The 19129-nt window shown below is 30.4% G+C and carries 15 protein-coding genes, 1 pseudogene and 2 riboswitches; of the genes and pseudogenes, 9 read left to right on the top strand and 7 right to left on the bottom strand.

All coding sequences use genetic code 11. The annotated features are described in order from the left end of the window. Window positions 1-58: 58 nt before the first annotated feature. Window positions 59-694, top strand: coding sequence for a tetratricopeptide repeat protein (locus tag B3J26_RS08945; RefSeq protein WP_115000640.1), 636 nt, complete (start codon window positions 59-61; stop codon window positions 692-694). A gap of 96 nt (window positions 695-790) precedes the next feature. On the opposite strand, the gene metF is transcribed toward B3J26_RS08945, so the two are convergent. The 3 genes from metF to B3J26_RS08930 all read right to left on the bottom strand — a co-directional run bounded on the left by metF (window position 791) and on the right by B3J26_RS08930 (window position 5696). After that, window positions 791-1747 (bottom strand): methylenetetrahydrofolate reductase [NAD(P)H], encoded by a 957-nt coding sequence (gene metF / locus B3J26_RS08940; RefSeq protein WP_115000637.1) that lies wholly within the window; start codon window positions 1745-1747, stop codon window positions 791-793. 299 nt (window positions 1748-2046) lie between these two features. Beyond that, window positions 2047-4710: a methionine synthase gene (gene metH, locus B3J26_RS08935; protein ID WP_291074211.1), complete on the bottom strand. Its 2664-nt coding sequence runs from the start codon at window positions 4708-4710 to the stop codon at window positions 2047-2049. Then, window positions 4698-5696, bottom strand: coding sequence for a homocysteine S-methyltransferase family protein (locus tag B3J26_RS08930; protein WP_219035074.1), 999 nt, complete (start codon window positions 5694-5696; stop codon window positions 4698-4700). The genes metH and B3J26_RS08930 overlap by 13 nt, the downstream gene beginning before the upstream one ends. A gap of 43 nt (window positions 5697-5739) precedes the next feature. After that, window positions 5740-5838: riboswitch (SAM riboswitch) on the bottom strand. A gap of 445 nt (window positions 5839-6283) precedes the next feature. After that, window positions 6284-6382: riboswitch (SAM riboswitch) on the top strand. A gap of 124 nt (window positions 6383-6506) precedes the next feature. On the opposite strand from B3J26_RS08930, the gene B3J26_RS08925 reads away from it, so the two are divergent. Then, the gene (locus B3J26_RS08925; protein ID WP_221856801.1) at window positions 6507-7688 is read left to right on the top strand and encodes a homoserine dehydrogenase; all 1182 of its coding nucleotides are present in this window, start codon (window positions 6507-6509) and stop codon (window positions 7686-7688) included. Between the two features lie 56 nt (window positions 7689-7744). On the opposite strand, the gene B3J26_RS08920 is transcribed toward B3J26_RS08925, so the two are convergent. Both B3J26_RS08920 and B3J26_RS08915 read right to left on the bottom strand, forming a co-directional pair. Then, window positions 7745-8191, bottom strand: a complete 447-nt coding sequence (locus tag B3J26_RS08920) for a thioredoxin fold domain-containing protein (RefSeq protein ID WP_125350313.1) — start codon at window positions 8189-8191, stop codon at window positions 7745-7747. After that, complete coding sequence (locus B3J26_RS08915; protein ID WP_291074209.1) at window positions 8191-10245, bottom strand: TonB-dependent receptor plug domain-containing protein; 2055 nt, start codon at window positions 10243-10245, stop codon at window positions 8191-8193. The genes B3J26_RS08920 and B3J26_RS08915 overlap by 1 nt, the downstream gene beginning before the upstream one ends. A 106-nt stretch (window positions 10246-10351) precedes the next feature. Here B3J26_RS08915 and B3J26_RS08910 point away from each other — a divergent pair, with 106 nt between their 5' ends. Continuing rightward, on the top strand, window positions 10352-11008 hold the full coding sequence (locus B3J26_RS08910; RefSeq protein WP_286496173.1) for a metal-dependent transcriptional regulator: 657 nt from the start codon (window positions 10352-10354) through the stop codon (window positions 11006-11008). A gap of 74 nt (window positions 11009-11082) precedes the next feature. Here the strand turns inward: B3J26_RS08910 and B3J26_RS08905 are convergent, their stop codons facing one another. After that, on the bottom strand, window positions 11083-11448 hold the full coding sequence (locus B3J26_RS08905; protein WP_291062867.1) for a DUF1573 domain-containing protein: 366 nt from the start codon (window positions 11446-11448) through the stop codon (window positions 11083-11085). Window positions 11449-11623: 175 nt separating this feature from the next. Between B3J26_RS08905 and B3J26_RS08900 the strand changes: the two are divergent. The 5 genes and pseudogenes from B3J26_RS08900 to B3J26_RS08880 all read left to right on the top strand — a co-directional run. Next, window positions 11624-12223: pseudogene (locus tag B3J26_RS08900) on the top strand (IS982 family transposase); the annotation flags it as partial. Between the two features lie 38 nt (window positions 12224-12261). Further along, complete coding sequence (locus tag B3J26_RS08895; RefSeq protein WP_291074207.1) at window positions 12262-12921, top strand: hypothetical protein; 660 nt, start codon at window positions 12262-12264, stop codon at window positions 12919-12921. A 78-nt stretch (window positions 12922-12999) separates the two neighbouring features. Then, complete coding sequence (locus tag B3J26_RS08890) at window positions 13000-15621, top strand: valine--tRNA ligase (protein WP_291074205.1); 2622 nt, start codon at window positions 13000-13002, stop codon at window positions 15619-15621. Between the two features lie 105 nt (window positions 15622-15726). Beyond that, window positions 15727-16458: an alpha/beta hydrolase gene (locus B3J26_RS08885; RefSeq protein WP_291074204.1), complete on the top strand. Its 732-nt coding sequence runs from the start codon at window positions 15727-15729 to the stop codon at window positions 16456-16458. 83 nt (window positions 16459-16541) lie between these two features. Next, a complete protein-coding gene (locus B3J26_RS08880; protein ID WP_291074202.1) occupies window positions 16542-17180 on the top strand; it encodes a LysE family transporter in 639 nt (212 codons plus the stop codon). Between the two features lie 4 nt (window positions 17181-17184). On the opposite strand, the gene B3J26_RS08875 is transcribed toward B3J26_RS08880, so the two are convergent. Next, entirely contained in the window at window positions 17185-17619 is a 435-nt protein-coding gene (locus B3J26_RS08875) for a hypothetical protein (protein ID WP_038334450.1), read from the bottom strand. A gap of 63 nt (window positions 17620-17682) precedes the next feature. Here B3J26_RS08875 and B3J26_RS08870 point away from each other — a divergent pair, with 63 nt between their 5' ends. Continuing rightward, window positions 17683-19092, top strand: coding sequence for an aldehyde dehydrogenase family protein (locus B3J26_RS08870; protein ID WP_291074201.1), 1410 nt, complete (start codon window positions 17683-17685; stop codon window positions 19090-19092). The last annotated feature ends 37 nt before the right edge of the window (window positions 19093-19129 follow it).

Here is a 19129-nt window from a genome sequence, read left to right as displayed (position 1 = left end):
ATTCGTAATTGCGATATTTTTTCAGTTAATTTCAATTGTAAAAGCAAACTTATCTCAAATGAGACAAATCAAAAACATTGAAGATTGGAATGATTTATTATCCAAAAAAGATAAGTCTGAGGATGATATTTTATTAATTGCACAAGTTTATGAAGATGGGATAAAATTTGAAAATAGTCTTGAAATTAAACAAGAATATAAAAAAGCTTTTGAATATTATTTAACTGGACTAAATTTCAAATATTGTAAAATAAGAGTTGCTGATTATTTATCAGAAGGATTAGGTTGTAAAAAGGATATTGAAAAAGCAATTAAGCTATACAACGAATTAATTTCTGAAAATAATAGTATTGCAGCATTTAATTTATCAACTGTATATCGTGATCTTGGTGATTATAAAAAAGTAGTTGAATTACTTTATAAAGTTTATGAAATAGATAAAGCGTATCCTATCGAATTAGCATTTCATTATTTGTACGGTTTAGGAATTCCGAAAAATTTAGAAATTGCTAAAAATATCTTTTTAACGATAAAATCTCAAGTCGAAAAATATTCCGTATATGAAATCGAACAAGTCAATTATCAATTAGCTTTACTTTCACTAGAAAATAATGAAATTAAAAATGCAAGACACCTACTATTGCAAAATGATAATGAAATATCTAATGATTTATTAAATATAATTGGAAAATAGAAATTACAACTGTAGTTAACATCGTATTATTAAAATATAAAATAAATAAACCCAAAAAAATCCGAGCATTCACTCGGATTTTTAATAACTTATATTTTAATAAACCGCTTCAGCGATTCTTTTTGTATTTATCGAATTACTCATTGTGTAGAAATGTAATCCTGGAACACCAAAATCAATCAACTCTTTACATTGTTGGATGCACCATTCAATCCCGATTTCCTTAATTCGTTCCTTATCTTTTGATTTCAAAACTTCCATTGCCAAAGCTTCTGGTAAATCCAAATAAAAATTCTGCGGAATCGACGTCAGTTGATTGAAAGTTGTCAAAGGTTTTATACCTGGAATAATCGGAATATTAATATCCATTTCGCGACATTTCTTTACAAAATCAAAATATTTCTGATTATCAAAAAACATTTGCGTCACGATATAATCCGCTCCTAATTCCACTTTCTTTTTCAAATAATACAAATCCATTGCAAGATTTGGCGATTCGAAATGCTTCTCAGGATAACCCGCTACACCAATACAAAAATCCATTGCATGCGACTCTTGTAGCTCGTCGTCCAAATAATTTCCAGTATTTAATGCTGTAATTTGTTCAATCAATTCCGATGCATGCGCATGTCCACCAACTTCTGGAACAAAAGATTTCTCCGATTTTATAGGATCTCCACGCAAAACCAAAAGATTATCAATTCCTAAGAAATTCAGATCAATCAATGCATCTTCTGTATCCTCTTTTGTAAATCCACCACAAATCAAATGCGGAATTGCATCTATCTTATAATGATTCTGTATCGCAGCGCAAATCGCAACTGTACCAGGACGTTTTCGTACTTGATATCGCTTCAACAATCCGTTTTCTTTCTGTTTGTAAATATACTCTTGACGATGATAAGTTACATCAATAAAAGCTGGATTTAACTCAACTAATGGATCTAAAGTTTTGAAGGTCGCATTGACATCTTGCCCTTTCAAAGGTGGTAAAATTTCCACAGAAAACAACGGTTTTCCGTTTGCGCGTTCTATATGTTCGGTAACTTTCATTCTTTATTTTATCGTTTAGCGAAGTTCGAATTTCGATTATATAATTTCTTTTATAAGGGCGTTCCCTTCGGGCGGGCTTTTCGTTGCAATCTTTTTTGTTGATTTCGACTTCGCTCAATCAACAAAAAAGGATTTTCACTACAATCCCTAACGCATTTTTTAATTTTGTTCTATATTCATTATCATTCTGAGCTTATTTCAGCAACTTATCCAAATTTGTGCGATTCTTCGAAAAGCTCAGGATGACAATTTTTGAGTTAAGTTCTAAATATCAATGTCTAAATACTAATATCTAATTCTTACGCCAAATTAGGACTCAACCAACGCTCAGCTTTATCAAGTTCTATATTTTTACGTTTTGCAAAATCTTCAACCTGATCCATTTTTATTTTACCAACTCCGAAATATTTTGCTTCTGGATTTCCAAAATAATAACCCGAAACAGACGAAACGGGATACATGGCCAACGAACTTGTTAACTCAATTCCAGCATTTTTCTCCACATCCAAAATCTTGAAAATCGTTTCTTTTTCTAAATGGTCAGGACACGCAGGATAACCAGGAGCAGGGCGAATTCCTTTATATTTTTCTGAAATTAATTCATCATTCGATAAAGTTTCATCTTTCGCATAACCCCAAACTTCTGTACGAACATATTTGTGCAAATATTCAGCATAAGCTTCAGCCAAACGATCGGCAATTGCTTTTACCATAATCGAATTATAATCATCTAAATTCGTTTCGTAAGCTTTGGCAATCTCTTCAATTTCTTGTCCTGCAGTCACAGCAAATGCACCTATATAATCTTGAATTTCTGAATCTTTTGGCGCAATAAAATCAGCAATCGAAATATTTGGTTGCTCTTTCGATTTTTTTGCTTGTTGACGAAGTGTATAGAATTCCTCGATTTTGTTATCATTTTCATCAAATAACTCAATCGTGTCATCGTTTACCGTATTCGCTTTGAAAAGTCCAAAAACAGCTTTTGGTTTTGCTAAATTCTCCGTTTCGATTTTATTTAACATTGACAAAGCATCTACATATAATTCCTTGGCATTTGTTCCGACAATTTCATCATCTAAAATAGCTGGAAACTTTCCGTGTAAATCCCACGTTTTGAAAAATGGCGTCCAATCTATAAAATCTTTTAATTCAGAAACTGTTGTTTGATGCGTGAAAACACCTAATTTATTTGGTTTAAAAGGTTTATTTTCTTCAAAATCAACTTTTAATTTGTTTTTTCGAGCATCTTCAATCGATAGATATTCCTTTGATACAGCGCGATTCAAGAAACCTTCTCTAATTTTTGTATAATCAGTAGTAGTTTCTGTTAGCAATTCCGCCTGTTGATTTCCAATCAATTTTTGACAAATCGTAACCGAACGCGAAGCATCTAAAACATGAATTGCTTTGTCATATTCTGGTGCAATTTTTACAGCTGTATGCGCTTTAGAAGTTGTTGCGCCACCAATCATCAATGGAATATCAAGATTAAGGCGTTTCATTTCTCTGGCAACATGCACCATTTCATCTAAAGATGGAGTAATCAATCCAGAAAGACCAATCACATCGACATTATTTTTTTGCGCTTCGTCTAAAATTGTTTCAGAAGAAACCATTACGCCTAAATCGATAATCTCGAAACCATTACAGCTTAAAACGACTGAAACAATATTTTTTCCGATATCGTGAACATCACCTTTTACAGTTGCCATCAAGATCTTAGAAGGCTCTTTGTCTGTTTTATTTCTAAGTTTTTCTTCCTCTAAAAATGGCGTTAAATAAGCAACAGATTTTTTCATTACGCGAGCCGATTTCACTACCTGCGGTAAGAACATTTTACCACTTCCGAAAAGATCTCCAACGACATTCATTCCGTCCATCAAAGGACCTTCAATAACACGTAATGGAGAACCAATTTTTTCCAAAGCTTCTGCAGTATCTTCGTCAATAAATTCTGTAATTCCTTTTACTAAAGAAATTTCAATACGCTTTTCCAAAGGTAATTCGCGCCAAGTATCATCTTTCTTTTTCTCTTTTGTAACACCTTTTAGATGTTCGGCAAAATCAATCAAACGCTCTGTTGCATCGTCACGTCGATCCAATAAAACATCTTCAACGTGCTCTAATAAATCTTTTGGAATATCATCGTAAATCTCAATCATTTCTGGATTGACGATTCCCATATCCATTCCGTGTTTGATGGCGTGATATAAAAACGCCGTGTGCATCGCTTCACGAACCGCATTGTTTCCACGGAAGGAAAACGAAACATTCGAAACTCCACCCGAAACTAACGCATGTGGAAGATTTTCTTTGATCCATTTTGTTGCATCAAAAAAATCGATGGCATTACGGCGATGTTCTTCCATTCCTGTTGCAACTGGGAAAATATTCACATCAAAAATGATATCTCTTGGATTGAAATTTACTTGATTTACCAAAATATCATACGAACGTTTTACGATTTCGATTCGACGTTCATAATTATCCGCTTGACCTTTCTCATCAAACGCCATAACCACTGTTGCAGCACCGTAACGTTTAATTTTCTTCGCATGTTCGATAAATAATTCTTCTCCCTCTTTTAAAGAAATTGAGTTGACAATCGCTTTACCTTGAACATTTTTTAGACCAGCTTCAATAATTTCCCATTTCGAAGAATCAATCATAATTGGAACTTTCGAAATATCAGGTTCAGAAGCAATCAAACGCAAATATTTTACCATAGAAGCTACACCATCAAGCATACCTTCATCCATATTGATATCGATAATTTGCGCGCCACCATCCACTTGGTCACGTGCAACCTGAAGTGCTTCTTCAAATTTTTCTTCTTTGATTAATCGCAAGAATTTTTTAGAACCAGTTACATTTGTACGTTCGCCAACGTTTACAAAGTTTGAATTTTCTCGTACAATTAAAGGTTCTAATCCAGAAAGTTGAATTTTTACGCCTGACATTGTTCACTAATTTTTCGAGGTTCGTATTCTTTTGCTAAATCTGCCATCAATTTGATATGATCTGGTGTAGTTCCACAACATCCACCCAAAATATTAACCAATTTTTTATCTAAGAAAGGTTTGATAAAATCTCGCATCATTTCAGGAGTTTCATCGTATCCACCGAAAGCGTTTGGTAAACCAGCATTTGGGTATGCGCTGACATAAAATGGTGCTTTTTCGGCTAATACTTCTAAATATGGAATCAAATCTGTTGCACCTAAAGCACAATTTAACCCAACTGAAATTAAATCAATATGTTCTAATGAAATCAAGAAAGCTTCTGTTGTTTGTCCAGAAAGTGTACGTCCAGATTTATCTGTTATTGTACCAGAAGCCATTAGAGGAACGTTGATTCCTGTTTTTTCTATCGCATCTTGAATTCCATAAAATGCTGCTTTTGCATTTAAAGTATCAAAAATAGTTTCGACAAGTAAAATATCTGCACCAGCTTCTAACATTGTTTTTGCTTGACGATAATATACATTTGCCAATAAATCAAAATCCACATCGCGATAACTAGGGTCATTTACTTGTGGCGAAATAGAGGCTGTCTTGTTGGTTGGACCTAAAGATCCAACTACAAAACGAGGTTTATCTGGGGTAGAAAACTCTTCACAAGCTTCTTTTGCTAAGCGAACGGCTTCGTAATTTAATTCATCAACCAAATCAACCATATCATAATCAACCATAGAAATAATATTGGCATTGAACGTATTTGTTTCGATTAAATCTGCACCAGCAGCCAAATATTCTCGGTGAATATCTTTTATGATTTGAGGTTGGGTTAAAACCAATAAATCGTTATTTCCTTTTAAAGAAGTATGAAAATCCTTGAATCGTTCTCCACGATAATCTTCTTCTTGTAAATTGTGCTTTTGGATCATCGTTCCCATTGCACCATCTAAAATAACAATACGCTCTTTTAGTATATCGTCTAATTTCATTCTAAATATTTTAAAAGCCTTATGGGAAGAAGTGTGAGGTAAGTCCTTATCTTTCTCTATTTGAGTAGGATTTAGCACCCAACTATACTTTGGGTTGCTAAGATTTCAACGGGCCTATTCCCTCCATCTTTCTTTATAAAGCTATGTGCAAAATTATTTAAAGTATTGAGAATAAAAAAATCAAGATTGAAAAAAACGAGTTCGAAACTTGGTTCATAGAAATAATTTTTGTTTGAAATAGTTCAAAATCTCTAATAGGTCATTTTTGAAATTTATTTTAGAAAATATTTCTTTAAAATTACTATTTTAAAGAAATAATATTTTAATTAGTTATTGAAAATTGTAGTTTTTAGAATATTTTTAATAAAAATAGGGTTTTATTAAAAATTATTAAGATTTGTTTTTTCTTTTAATTGTATTTTTTAGAAAATTATTTTTGTCTATAAATATTTATAGAATAAAATTCATTATTTGTGTATTTTTATCTATAATTACGGAAAATATTAAATTAAAGAAATGAAATTAATTTGGATATATAGAATTCTTTCGCCTAAATTTGTCCTCAGAAATAGTTCATTAAAATTTACATTTTATCAAGAAAAGTGGAGGGAAATGGCCCAAAGAAACTTTAGCAACCTGATTAATGAATCAAGGTGCTAAATCCATCCTTATAGGAAAGATGAATAAAAACTACTGTAAACCAATCTTCAATAATATTCTTTATTCAAAATGGTTCAATTGTTTTTATGCGATTGAACCATTTTTTTTCTTCACTTTTCTTTGGTAAATAATTAAAAACAAAACAAATAAATGAAAAAAATAAATATCGGATTGTTCGGATTTGGAGTTGTAGGAGAAGGAATTTACAAGGTATTGGAAGAAAAACCACAATTGAATGCTGCAATTAAAAAAATTGTAATTAAAGATAATTCTAAATCTAGAAATGCTCCGTCTGAATTATTTTCGACTAATGCGGATGATATTTTAAATGACGATGAAATAAATGTTGTTGTTGAGTTAATTTCGGATGCTGATGCGGCACATGATATCATTATAAAAGCGTTCAATAAAGGTAAACATGTGGTAAGTGCAAATAAAAAATTGATTGCAGATCATCACAAAGAATTATTGGATTTGCAAGCACAAAACAATGTTTCTTTTCTTTATGAAGCCTCTGTTTGCGGGTCAGTTCCGATTATTAGAAATCTAGAAGAATATTTTGATAACGATTTATTGAATTATGTATCTGGAATTGTAAATGGGACAACAAATTACATTTTGACGAAAATGGCGAATGAAAATGAGTCGTATCAAGATGCCTTAAAAGCAGCGCAAGAAAGTGGTTTTGCAGAAGCTGATCCAACGGCTGATGTAGAAGGTTTTGATGCGTCGAGTAAATTAGCAATTATTACGTTGCATGCTTTCGGTAAAAAGATTGATGTTGATCAAGTTATTCGAAAAGGAATTACTTCATTGAAAGTTGAAGATTTTAAATACGCAAAAGAAAAAAATTATACAATAAAGTTGATTGCTAATTCTAAAATTAATCATCAAACGGGTGAAATTACATCAACAGTTTTGCCAACTTTTGTTGAATTAAATAAAACAATTGCGCTTGTGAATAACGAATATAATGGAGTTTTGATTGGAAGTTCGCTTTCAGATGAGCAATTTTTATATGGAAAAGGAGCAGGGCGTTTCCCAACTTCTTCGGCTGTTTTGAGTGATATTTCTGCGTTGAAATATGATTATCAATATTCGATTCGAAAATATGAAAACAAAGAAGAAGGAGTTTTTAATCAAACAGGAAAGAAGCGAATTTATATCGGTTTTGAGAATCAAGCAGATGATGTTTCAAATATTTTTGATGAAATAGAAGAACGTTATCAGAGTAAAAATTACAATCATATTGTTGGTGTGATTGATATAGAAAAGCTCAAACAAAAAGAGACTATTGAAAATCCAAAACTTTCGATAATTGCGTTTGAGTAAATTTTTGTGATTAAAAAGCCTCAATATTAATTGAGGCTTTTTTGTAAATCTAAAAATTAAGGTTTTTGTAAATACTTTTCCAATAAAAGTTTTAGGGGTTTATTTTTAATTAATCCAGTATAAGTCATTTCAATTTTATAATCTTTTGAGATTAAAACCCAATATGGATAACTAATTTGTTCATTTTTATCAATGAATTCTTCTAAAAATAGGTGAGTTTTTTTATTCGATTTAGGTTCATATTTTTTGTTTAAAAAGATAATAGATTCATTTGTTTCTGCTTCAAATTCAATAAAATAAATGTCATTATTTAGAATTTGAAGTAATTCTTTATCCTTTTTTAATTGTTTCTTTTGAATCATACAGTAACTACACCAATTTGTCGAAAAATAAAGTAGAATTGGTTTAGGATTTTCATTAGAAATTGAATTAAATTTTTCTAATGAAATCTGTGCTTGGAGATTCAATGATGATAAAATGAATATGAAGTACCAGATTTTCATTAACGTAAATTGTATCGAACACCTATAAAACCTCTTGTTCCCTGCATAGGTGTATAGCTGTAATCATTTGGTTCAAAAATAACATCGTTTCTTCCTTTAGGAGGAGTAACGCCATTTCCAGGTTCTCCGAATGGGTCCCACCAACGAGCAATAACATCGCCTTTTGGTAAAACATTAAAAATATTTTTGATTCCACCATAGATTTCAATATTATTCTTAAATGATTTACTTAATTGAATATTTGCAATAACAGTTGGTTTTGAATATTCTGGTCGATAATCATTTTCTACTTGAGGTAATTTCATTTTGTCATTATAATTGGCGGTTAAATCAACAGTAAAACCTTTTTTGAATGTATAACTTGCTAAGAAATTTCCAGACCATTTTGGTGCATGATATTGAACTTCTTTTTCTCCATCTTCTTTTTTGTATACATCCATATAGGTTGCGCCAAGCATTATTTTTAGAGGAAAGTCAAATGTTGCATCTATGTTTAAAGAAACTCCTTGAGATATTGCGTGTCCATCTAAATTGTCATAGATAATCTTTGTTTCGTCAGTATCTGTATCAGCAATAATTTTGTTTGTGAAATAAGAATAGAATGTTGTAAAATCAAAGTTTAAAGCGGTGAAAGAAGTTGGTAGTTTGAATACATAATTAATATTTCCATTATATGATTTTTCAGGTTTTAATTCATTTTCAAAAACTACTTGTCTAGCTCCAGTTAATGCACGATGATCTTCTGTGAAAACATTTACAACACGAAATCCTGTACCAAAACTTGCTCTTAAAGTATGATGAGATGAAGGTGAAAATTTATAAGCTACTCTTGGAGAATGTATTCCTTTATGTGTTTTATCATAATCAAATCGATAACCAAGTAATAATTTATTTTCAGAGTTTAATGTCCATTCGTCTTGTACAAAAATACCAGGAATTGGTGTATTCATAGGGTTATTCTTAATTAGATTATTATCTTCATCATATTCTCCAGTCCCTCTTGTGTTATCATCGTAATAAGTATACTTGAATGAAGTTCCTAAAAGTAAACTATGTTGTCCAATTATTTTATCCCAATAAGCTTGAGCAAAAACAACTTGTTGTTTTCCTTGATACGATTCTGGACCATAAAATGAATTCTGTTGATGAAAATTATAAGAAAATTGAGTCATTATTTTCTCTTTTAGAGGTAATTGATACATTCCTATCGCTTCAAAACGATTTGTCATAATGCTTTCAGCATAAACTTCGTCGCTTCCTCTGTGAAGTTTTCTTTTCCAATTCATTTGACCTCCCCATCTATCTTCATATAAATAACGTAAAGCAACGGAAGCTGTTCTATTTTCTTGACGTTCAAAATCAAATTTATTGAATAACGTAATACGATCTTGTAGAGTTACATCCGTGAAACCGTCGTTATTTTTATCTTTCTTATTACCATATTTAAAGTAATTAAAACCAAATAAACTATTTACCTTTTCTCCTAAATTGTATTTGTATCCACCATCAAGATTGGTTTCCAACCAAGAAGTTGTAAAAGCATCCAAAGATAATTTTGGAGCAGATTTAGGAGATTTCGTAATTACATTAATTATACCACCCATGGCTTCTGTTCCATAAAGGGAAGATGCTGGTCCTTTTACAACTTCTATTCGTTCTACCAAAGAGTTCGGAATTCCGCTCAAACCATAAACAGTAGATAAAGAAGAAACAATTGGCATTCCGTCAATTAAAATCATGGTATATGGACCTTCCATTCCGTTAATATGAATATCACCTGTGTTACAAACATTACAGTTTAGTTGTGGTTGAACACCATTTATTAATTGTACAGCGTCAAATAATGAAGGTGTTGGATTTTTTTGAAAAAACTTTGGTGTATAGATTTCAATTGGAACTGGACTATCAGATTTTCTTACAGCTTTCATTGTTCCTGTAATTACAATCTCATCTAAATTTTCTGAAGAATCTTCCATATAAATAGAATCTTTTTGTTCCTGAGCATTTGATAGAATGGAGGTTAAGGTGATGAATAAATAAAATGTTGTTTTCATGTTAAGTAAAATTTATAATCAAATTAAAAAGTTAGACAAATCTAACAAAAATATTATTAAAAATGAATTTTTAAATTTTACTTAATTTTCAACTATATTTGTTTCCATGAATTCATTGGTCGAAGAAAATTACCTAAAAGCATTATTTCATCTTTCTGAAAATGGGAAAGGAGAAGTGAATGTGAAGGATTTGAGTAAGCATTTGGAAATAAAAATGCCTACTGTAAACAGTATGATGAAAAAATTAGCTGAAAAAGAATTGGTGATTTATGAATCGTATAAACCACTTCGGTTATCTGATAAAGGAATTCTGAAAGCTTCTTTGATTGTAAGAAAACACCGATTAACAGAGATGTTTTTGGTAGATAAAATGGGATTTGGTTGGGAACAAGTTCATGAAATTGCTGAGCAAATAGAACATATTCAAAGTCCAATTTTTTTCGATAAAATGGACGAATTATTGAATTTTCCTAAATTAGATCCGCATGGTTCTCCAATTCCAGATAAAAATGGAAAAATAGAAATTATCAATTACAAAAAATTGGCCGAATTTAAAGAAGGTGATAAAGTAGAAATATGCGCTGTTATTGGTTCTTCTGATGAATTTTTGAAGTATTTGAATTCAAAAAATATTCATTTGAATGATGAAATTGAAATCATTTCTGTTGAAGATTTTGATGGAACAATGAAGGTTAAGTTCCTAAAATCAAATGAAATTGAAATATTTAGTAATCATGTGACTTCAAGATTATTAGGTAGATAATGGTTTTTAATTTATAAAAAGAAAAAAGCAAGTTATTTAACTTAAAAAAGCAAGTTATTTAACTTGCTTTACAATTATTCCGCTTTTCCTTTTATTCTGAAAATTTTTCGAGAAGAAACTGGATCGTTAGATGTGATTGTTACAGATTTATTGAAATCTCCAGTAACTCCTCCACTTGAATATTTAATGGTAATATCCGCAGATTTTCCTGGTTGGATAGGTGTTGTAGGATATTCAGGAACTGTACATCCACAAGAACCAACAACGCTTTTAAGAATTAAAGGTTTATCACCTGAGTTGGTTACTTTCATCTTAGCTGTTACTTCGGTATTCAACTTTATATTTCCAAATTGAATTTCTTCTTTTTCTAAACTAAGTGTTTGAGCAAATAAACTTGTAACGCCTAAAGTAAAAGTGCCTAAAAACATTAATTTTTTCATGACGATAATTAATTTGTAACCAAAGTTAAAATAAATAATACAAAAAGTCTACCTTTTTTTGTATTTTAGTACTAAAATAATTAATATATACCCGTTGTGCATTTTGATTACTAAATAATAAAGTTGTTCATTTGATTGAAAATCAGTAAATTGCTTTAACTACAAAACATTTACAATGAACAACTTACTTGCAAATTACGAAAGAATATTGGAAGTTCTACGAAAAATATCAACAGATACACTTTTAATTTATCAACGTAGAAGACCTAAACTTTTTGATTTAGAACTTATCAGTCTTGTCTTAACTGCTGAATTTATGGGTATTGATAGTGAAAATCATTTATTTCGAAATCTTCCTAATGCGTTAAGTTGTAAAATTGAGCGTAGTATTTACAATCGTAGAAAACGTAGATTATCAGAGCAAATTAATAGTATTCGCCTCAAATTAGCGAAAGAATTTAATGAATTTGAAAATTGTTTCATCGTTGATAGTATGCCGTTGGAAGTGTGTAAAATAGCAAGAATTAATCGCTCTAAAATTTGCAAAGAACATCAGTATAGTGCACCAAATAGAGGTTTTTGTGCTTCTCAGCAAATGTCTTTTTATGGCTATAAACTTCATGCTATTTGTTCTTTAAATGGTGTTTTCCAGAGTATTGATATCAGTCCCGCATCTGTTCATGATATTCATTTTTTGAAAGATATAAAATCTCAACTGTCAGATTGTGTGCTACTTGGAGACAAAGGATATTTGTCACAAACAATTCAAATTGACTNNATTTAAAATGCACAACGGGTTTAATATATATTAATATGAAAAGAATTTTTGTAACAATTATGCTCTTGGTTTATGGCTTTGCTAATGCACAAATGTCTTCAACAGCTACAGTTAATGAATATAATTTACAAACTATAGTTGCAGAAGTTAAGCAACAAAAGTATACTGAAGGAGTAACAAATAAAGAAGAATATTTTGATGTTAATTTTCTTCCTGCTAGTATTGATGGTTTTAAAGAAAAGGAGAATTTTAGATATAATGCATTACTAGACGATTTAGAGTTTTTAAGAGATGGATATTTATATAAAATGAATAAATTATCAAACCAGACTATTAGATTCGATGATGGTAAAATTCTTAAGTATGTAAGTTATATTGATGGGGGTACATTAACATCAAGATATTTACAAGTATTATCACCTTTAGATCGAAAAATTGTACTTTATAGAAAATTATCTATTGATGGAGTAGATGGTCTTGGTGCTGGTGGTTTAAATGCTTCTAATAAGAGAAATTATTTTAAACAAGAGAAATTATTGATTGGTTATAATGACAAAATGTATAATGTTCCAAATTCACCTAAAAAATTTAAAGACTTTACGGATAAAGATGTAAATGCTATAGTAAGTACAAATAAACTTAATCTTAAAAAAGAACAAGATTTAATTAAACTTATTGATTTATTGAATAAATAAACAAATTATATAATATCTTAGAAATGTTGGGCAGATTGTGTAAATTTGCCCAAATTTATTTTAAGTCATATATAAATAATGGAAATCGCATCTAAATATACGCCAACGGAAGTTGAAGGAAAATGGTATGAATACTGGATGGAGAAGAAGTATTTTAAATCTACTCCAGATGAAAGAAAAGCTTACACAATCGTCATTCCACCACCTAATGTAACAGGAGTCTTACACATGGGACATATGTTAAATAATACGATTCAAGACGTTTTAATTCGTCGTGCGCGTATGCGTGGATTTAACGCTTGTTGGGTGCCAGGTACAGACCATGCTTCGATTGCTACTGAAGCGAAAGTTGTTGCGAAATTGAAAGAGGAGGGTGTTTCTAAATTTGATATCGGTCGTGAAGAATTTTTGAATCACGCTTGGGATTGGACGCATAAACATGGCGGAATCATTTTAGATCAATTAAAAAAGTTAGGAGCTTCTTGTGATTGGGATCGTACAAAATTTACGATGGATCCAGATTTATCAGAATCTGTTCAACGTGTTTTTATTGATTTATATAACAAAGGATTAATTTATCGTGGTTACCGTATGGTAAACTGGGATCCGGAAGCGAAGACAAATATTTCTGACGAAGAAGTTGTTCATGTTGATAAAAATGGAAAATTATATCATTTAAAATATCAAGTTGATGGAACTGATCAATATATTGTTGTGGCGACAACTCGTCCTGAAACAATTTTTGGTGACTCTGCGGTTTGTATCAATCCAAATGACGAGCGCTACGAATGGTTGAAAGGAAAACAAGTTATTGTTCCAATCGTTGGTCGTAAAGTAAATATTATCGAAGACGAATATGTTGACATCGAATTTGGTACAGGATGTCTTAAAGTTACGCCTGCACACGATGTGAATGATTACGAATTAGGTAAAAAACATAACTTAGATTTCATTGATATTTTTACAGATGATGCGAAATTGAATGATTTAGGATTAAATTATGCTGGATTAGATCGTTTCAAAGCGCGTAAAGAAATCGAGAAAGAATTAGAAGAAAAAGGTTTACTTGAAAAAGTAGAAAATTATAATAATAAAGTTGGTACATCTGAAAGAACAGGAGCGGTGATTGAGCCTAAAATCTCTAATCAATGGTTCTTGAAAATGACAGATTTAGCTAAACCAGCTTTAGATAATGTAATGAATGATACGATTAAATTTCATCCTGCGAAATTTAAAAATACGTATCGTAATTGGATGGAAAATGTAACAGATTGGAACATTTCTCGCCAATTATGGTGGGGACACCAAATTCCTGCATTTTTCTATGGTGATGGAAATGAAGATTTCGTTGTAGCTTTAACAAAAGAAGAAGCTTTACCATTAGCACAAGTAAAAACAGGAAATGCAGCATTAAAAATCGAAGATTTACGTCAAGATGAAGATGCATTAGATACTTGGTTTTCTTCTTGGTTATGGCCAATTTCTGTTTTCAACGGAATTAATGAGCCAGAAAACGAAGAAATCAATTATTATTATCCAACACAAGATTTAGTAACAGGTCCAGATATTATTTTCTTCTGGGTAGCACGTATGATTGTGGCTGGATATGAGTATCGTAACGAATTACCTTTCGAAAATGTATATTTCACAGGAATTGTTCGTGATAAACAAGGTCGTAAAATGTCAAAATCGTTAGGAAATTCACCAGATCCAATCGAATTGATGAATGAATACGGGGCAGATGCAACGCGTATGGGAATGTTGTTAACGGCGCCTGCTGGGAATGATTTACCTTTCGATGTTGATTTGTGTTTACAAGGGCGTAATTTCGCTAATAAAATTTGGAATGCTTTCCGTTTGATCAAAGGTTGGGAAGTGAAAGAAGATTTAGAACAAACTTCTGCTCAAACAAAAGCGGTTGAATGGTTCGAAAATAAATTCCAACAAGCATTAGCAGATATCGAACATAATTACGATCAATATCGTTTATCTGATTCATTGATGGTAATTTATAAATTGATTTGGGATGATTTCTGTTCTTGGTACTTAGAAGCAATTAAACCTACTTTTGGTGAGCCAATTGATGCAAAAACTTATGCAGCAACAATTTCTTATTTAGAAAATGTATTGAAAGTTTTACATCCATTTATGCCTTTCTTAACAGAAGAAATTTGGCATTTAATTGCTGAAAGAACAGAAAACGAAGCCTTAATTATTTCTAAATATCCTGAAGTAACATCTTTCAATGAAGAGATTATCAGGAATTTCGAAAATACAAAAGAAGCAACAACTGCTATTCGTGGATTACGTTCAGAAAAAGGAATGTCGCCAAAAGAAGCTTTAGAAGTTTTTGCTGATGCTCAGGCTGCGAACGAAATTTATGTAGATGTGTTCTCTAAATTAGGAAATGTTTCTAATTTCAATACAGGTGATAAACCAGAAAAAGGTTTTGCTTTCCGTGTTGGTACGTTAGAATTTATGGTTCCGATGTCTGATAATATCGATATTGAAGCTGAGCGTGAGAAATTACAAAAAGAGTTGGATTACAACCAAGGTTTCTTAAATTCTGTTCGTAAAAAATTATCAAACGAAAAGTTTGTTGCTGGTGCACCAGAACAAGTGATTAATGCAGAACGTAAAAAAGAGGCTGATGCATTATCTAAAATTGCTCAAATTGAAGAGCAGTTACAAGCTTTGTAATTTTAATTTAATTTTTAAAATATATGAAAAACCACTCCAAATTTTGGAGTGGTTTTTTTATTGATTTTTTTCGATTAACTTTAATAAAGCCTCAAAAAAGTATAAATGTCAAGCGAATTAAATTACAAAAAGAAAAAGTTGTATTCTGATTTTTTAAACCAAGAAAGAAATATTTTTGTTTGGATACCAGAGCGTTTTATAAATGAAAGTTTGCCTGTTTTGTATTTATTAGATGGCGGAATTAATGAAAAATTTAAGCAAATATCAAAACTAATTGATGAGTTAATTATATCAAATCATATTCAACCATTGATGATTGTAGGAATTGAAAATATTAATCGAAATTTAGATTTTACAAGAAATACATACATTGCAAAAGATAAAAAATGGGTTCCAGAATATGGAAATGCAGAATATTTTGAGAAATTTATTGTATTAGAATTACTTCCTTATATTTCGAAAAATTACTATACAAATAATTCGAAAACTATTGTTGGTGAGTCTTTAGGCGGATTATTGGTAATGGATATATTGTTTTATTTTTCGCATTATTTTGATTCTTATATCGCAATTGATCCTTCGCTTTGGTGGAATAACCACGAATTGTTTGATTCTTATTTTGAAAAATTTGATTTTAATCTATTAGAAAATAAAAAGATTTGGATTTCAAGTTCTAAAACTATTTCAATTTCAAAGTTTACAGATCAATTTGTAGAAAAATTACGCGAAAAAGATAACTTGAAATCAAATTGGAATTATTTACATGATCCTTCGCAAAATCATTTCACAATTTTCAATTCTTCAATAAAATCAGCGTTAATATGGATGTTTAAGTAATATTTTTTTAAATGATTCATATTACTTCAATAGGTTTCTCCAACAAGTTTGTCTAAATTTGCAAACCTTTTTAAAAAGAATTAATGCAGTATTTAGAACTACTTTTAATCGGAGTTTTCACAGCTTTTATTGGATCATCCATTCCTGGATTGTTGAATATGACGGTGGTAAAAATTGGGAAACAAGAAGGAACTAAAAGTGCATATAGTTTTATGTCTGGAACAGCGATTACGATTGCAATTCAGGTTTATTTGGCAATTTTTCTGGCAAAATTTATTGATTTTAATGAAGAAGTTACTAAAATTTTTAGGGAAGTTGGATTAGCTGTTTTTGTAATTATTACGATTTATTTTCTCTTTTTTGCAAAGAAACAAGATCAAAAAAAGAAGAATAAAAAGCTAAAACAACAAGGTGATGTAAAACAAAAAAATAAATTCATTTATGGATTATTGTTATCCGCTGTAAATGTTTTTCCAATACCTTTTTATGTGTTTTTAAGCGCAACGTTGGTTTCATATAATGTTAATGTTTTTGGACAACCAAATAGATCAGTTTTTGCTTTAGGAGTTGTTGTTGGTTCGATGATTATTTTTGGACTGTATCTGAAATTTTTTAACTCAAAATCAGAAGAAGATTCATTTATTTTGAAGAATATCAACTATGTAATAGGAGGAGTGACGAGTGTGATTTCTTTGTTAACGATTTATCAACTTTTTCAATAAAAATTTAATTCAAATTTTGCTTTGGATGCGAGTATTTAACCAAATATTCCATCACTTCATCACATTCTTTACCTTCTAAAATATAACTCAAAATATCCTCAATTAACTCATCAATAATTTGAGGATTAAACTCAAATTTTTTAGCCAAATCAATGCAAATTGCCTTTTCATTTTGATGAATATTCAAATCCACAACCATTAACAAAACAGCGTCGTACAACAAAGAAAGTCGATCTGTAAATGTTTTAGGCAACGTAAAATCAAACTTCGTGTTTTCGTTCAGAATATAACTTACATCTTTAGCAGAAAGTTCATGGTATTTGGCAATATCAGAAATAATTTGAATCTCTTTTTCATTCAAATTACCATCACTTTTACCAATAATAAATAAATTTTTGATGTGATTTAATTTATCAACCAAAGTAAGATTATTTTTCATTTGTCGCTTTTTGGGATTAAAAATACTCAAAATAATAGTAAATTAACGTTCAAATTTTTTCATGTGTCAGATTTTAAAACGAAAATAGATGAGATTTATGATAAGCAATGTGAGAATAAAGCAAATATTAGTCATCTTACTGTTTATCAGCGGAAAGAAAGTTTGAAAAACTTAGAAAATTCAATTCTAAATCATCGTGCCGAAATAGAAGATGCATTATTTTTGGATTTAAGAAAATCTAAAATAGAAGCTGATTCTACCGAAATATTTCCTGTTTTAGCTGAAATTCGATTATTTCGAAAGAATTTGAATTGTTGGACAAAAACGAAAACAGTTTCAAATAATTTACTTTTTTTCGGTTCAAAAGCGCAAATTCAACCAGAAGCTTTGGGAAATTGTTTGATTATTTCGCCTTGGAATTATCCTTTTCAATTGTCTTTAGTGCATTTGGTTGCTTGTATTTCAGCTGGAAATACAGCAATTCTTAAACCTTCGGAGTTTTGTCCAAATGTTTCAAAAGTTATTGATAAAATTATTTCTGAAGTTTTTGAAGAAAATCATGTCGCTCTAGTTGAAGGAGAAATTGAGGAAACAACTTATTTGTTAACCAAAAAATTTAATCATATTCATTTTACAGGTTCGCCAAAAGTGGGTAAAATTGTGATGCAAGCAGGTGCAAAACATCTTTCTTCGGTGACGTTGGAGTTAGGGGGAAAGTCGCCTTTGATTATTGATGGAACAATTCCGATGCAAGAAGTGGTTGAAAAAGCAGTTTGGGGAAAATTGATAAATTTTGGTCAAACATGTATTGCGCCAGATTATATTTTGATTAAAGAAGAATTTCAAGAGCAATTTATAAATATGTTTATTGAACATATTGAAAAAGTTTTTGGAAAAAATCCTGCTCAATCGAAAGATTTAGCGAGAATTGTAAATCTTCAAAATTATAATCGATTAAAAAACTTGATTGAAAATGCAATAGAAAATGGTGCAAATTGTCCTTTTGGAAATGAATACATTGAAGCTGAATTGTACATTAAACCAACTTTTTTGACAGATGTTCCAATAAATGCAAAAATAAATGAAGAAGAAATATTTGGACCAATTTTTCCGATTTATACATTTAAAGAAATAAATGAAGTAATTGAATCTATTAATCAGAAAGAAAAGCCTTTAGCGTTATATATTTTTTCGAAAGATTCTATTTTTATTGATAAAATTAAGAATGAAACTTCATCTGGTTCTGTGGTAATTAACGAAACATTGGTGCAGGTTTTACATTCAAATTTGCCTTTTGGCGGAGTTAATAATTCTGGAATTGGAGCTTCAACAGGTTATGCAGGTTTCAAAGATTTTTCGCATATGAAACCGATCTTAAAAGTCAATCGGTTTTTGTCACCATCAAAATTTCTCAATTATCCCTATAATTCTACAACTCAAAAGGTAATTGATTTTTTGATGAAATATTTTTAAATCTCGGTTCAACGATTTAATTTTATATTTGTTTTAT

The organism is Empedobacter sp. UBA5987 (assembly GCF_002429865.1).
Lineage (GTDB): Bacteria > Bacteroidota > Bacteroidia > Flavobacteriales > Weeksellaceae > Empedobacter > Empedobacter falsenii_B.
Note: the sequence above shows the minus strand (reverse complement) of the source record. Positions and strands in the feature narration are given on the sequence as shown.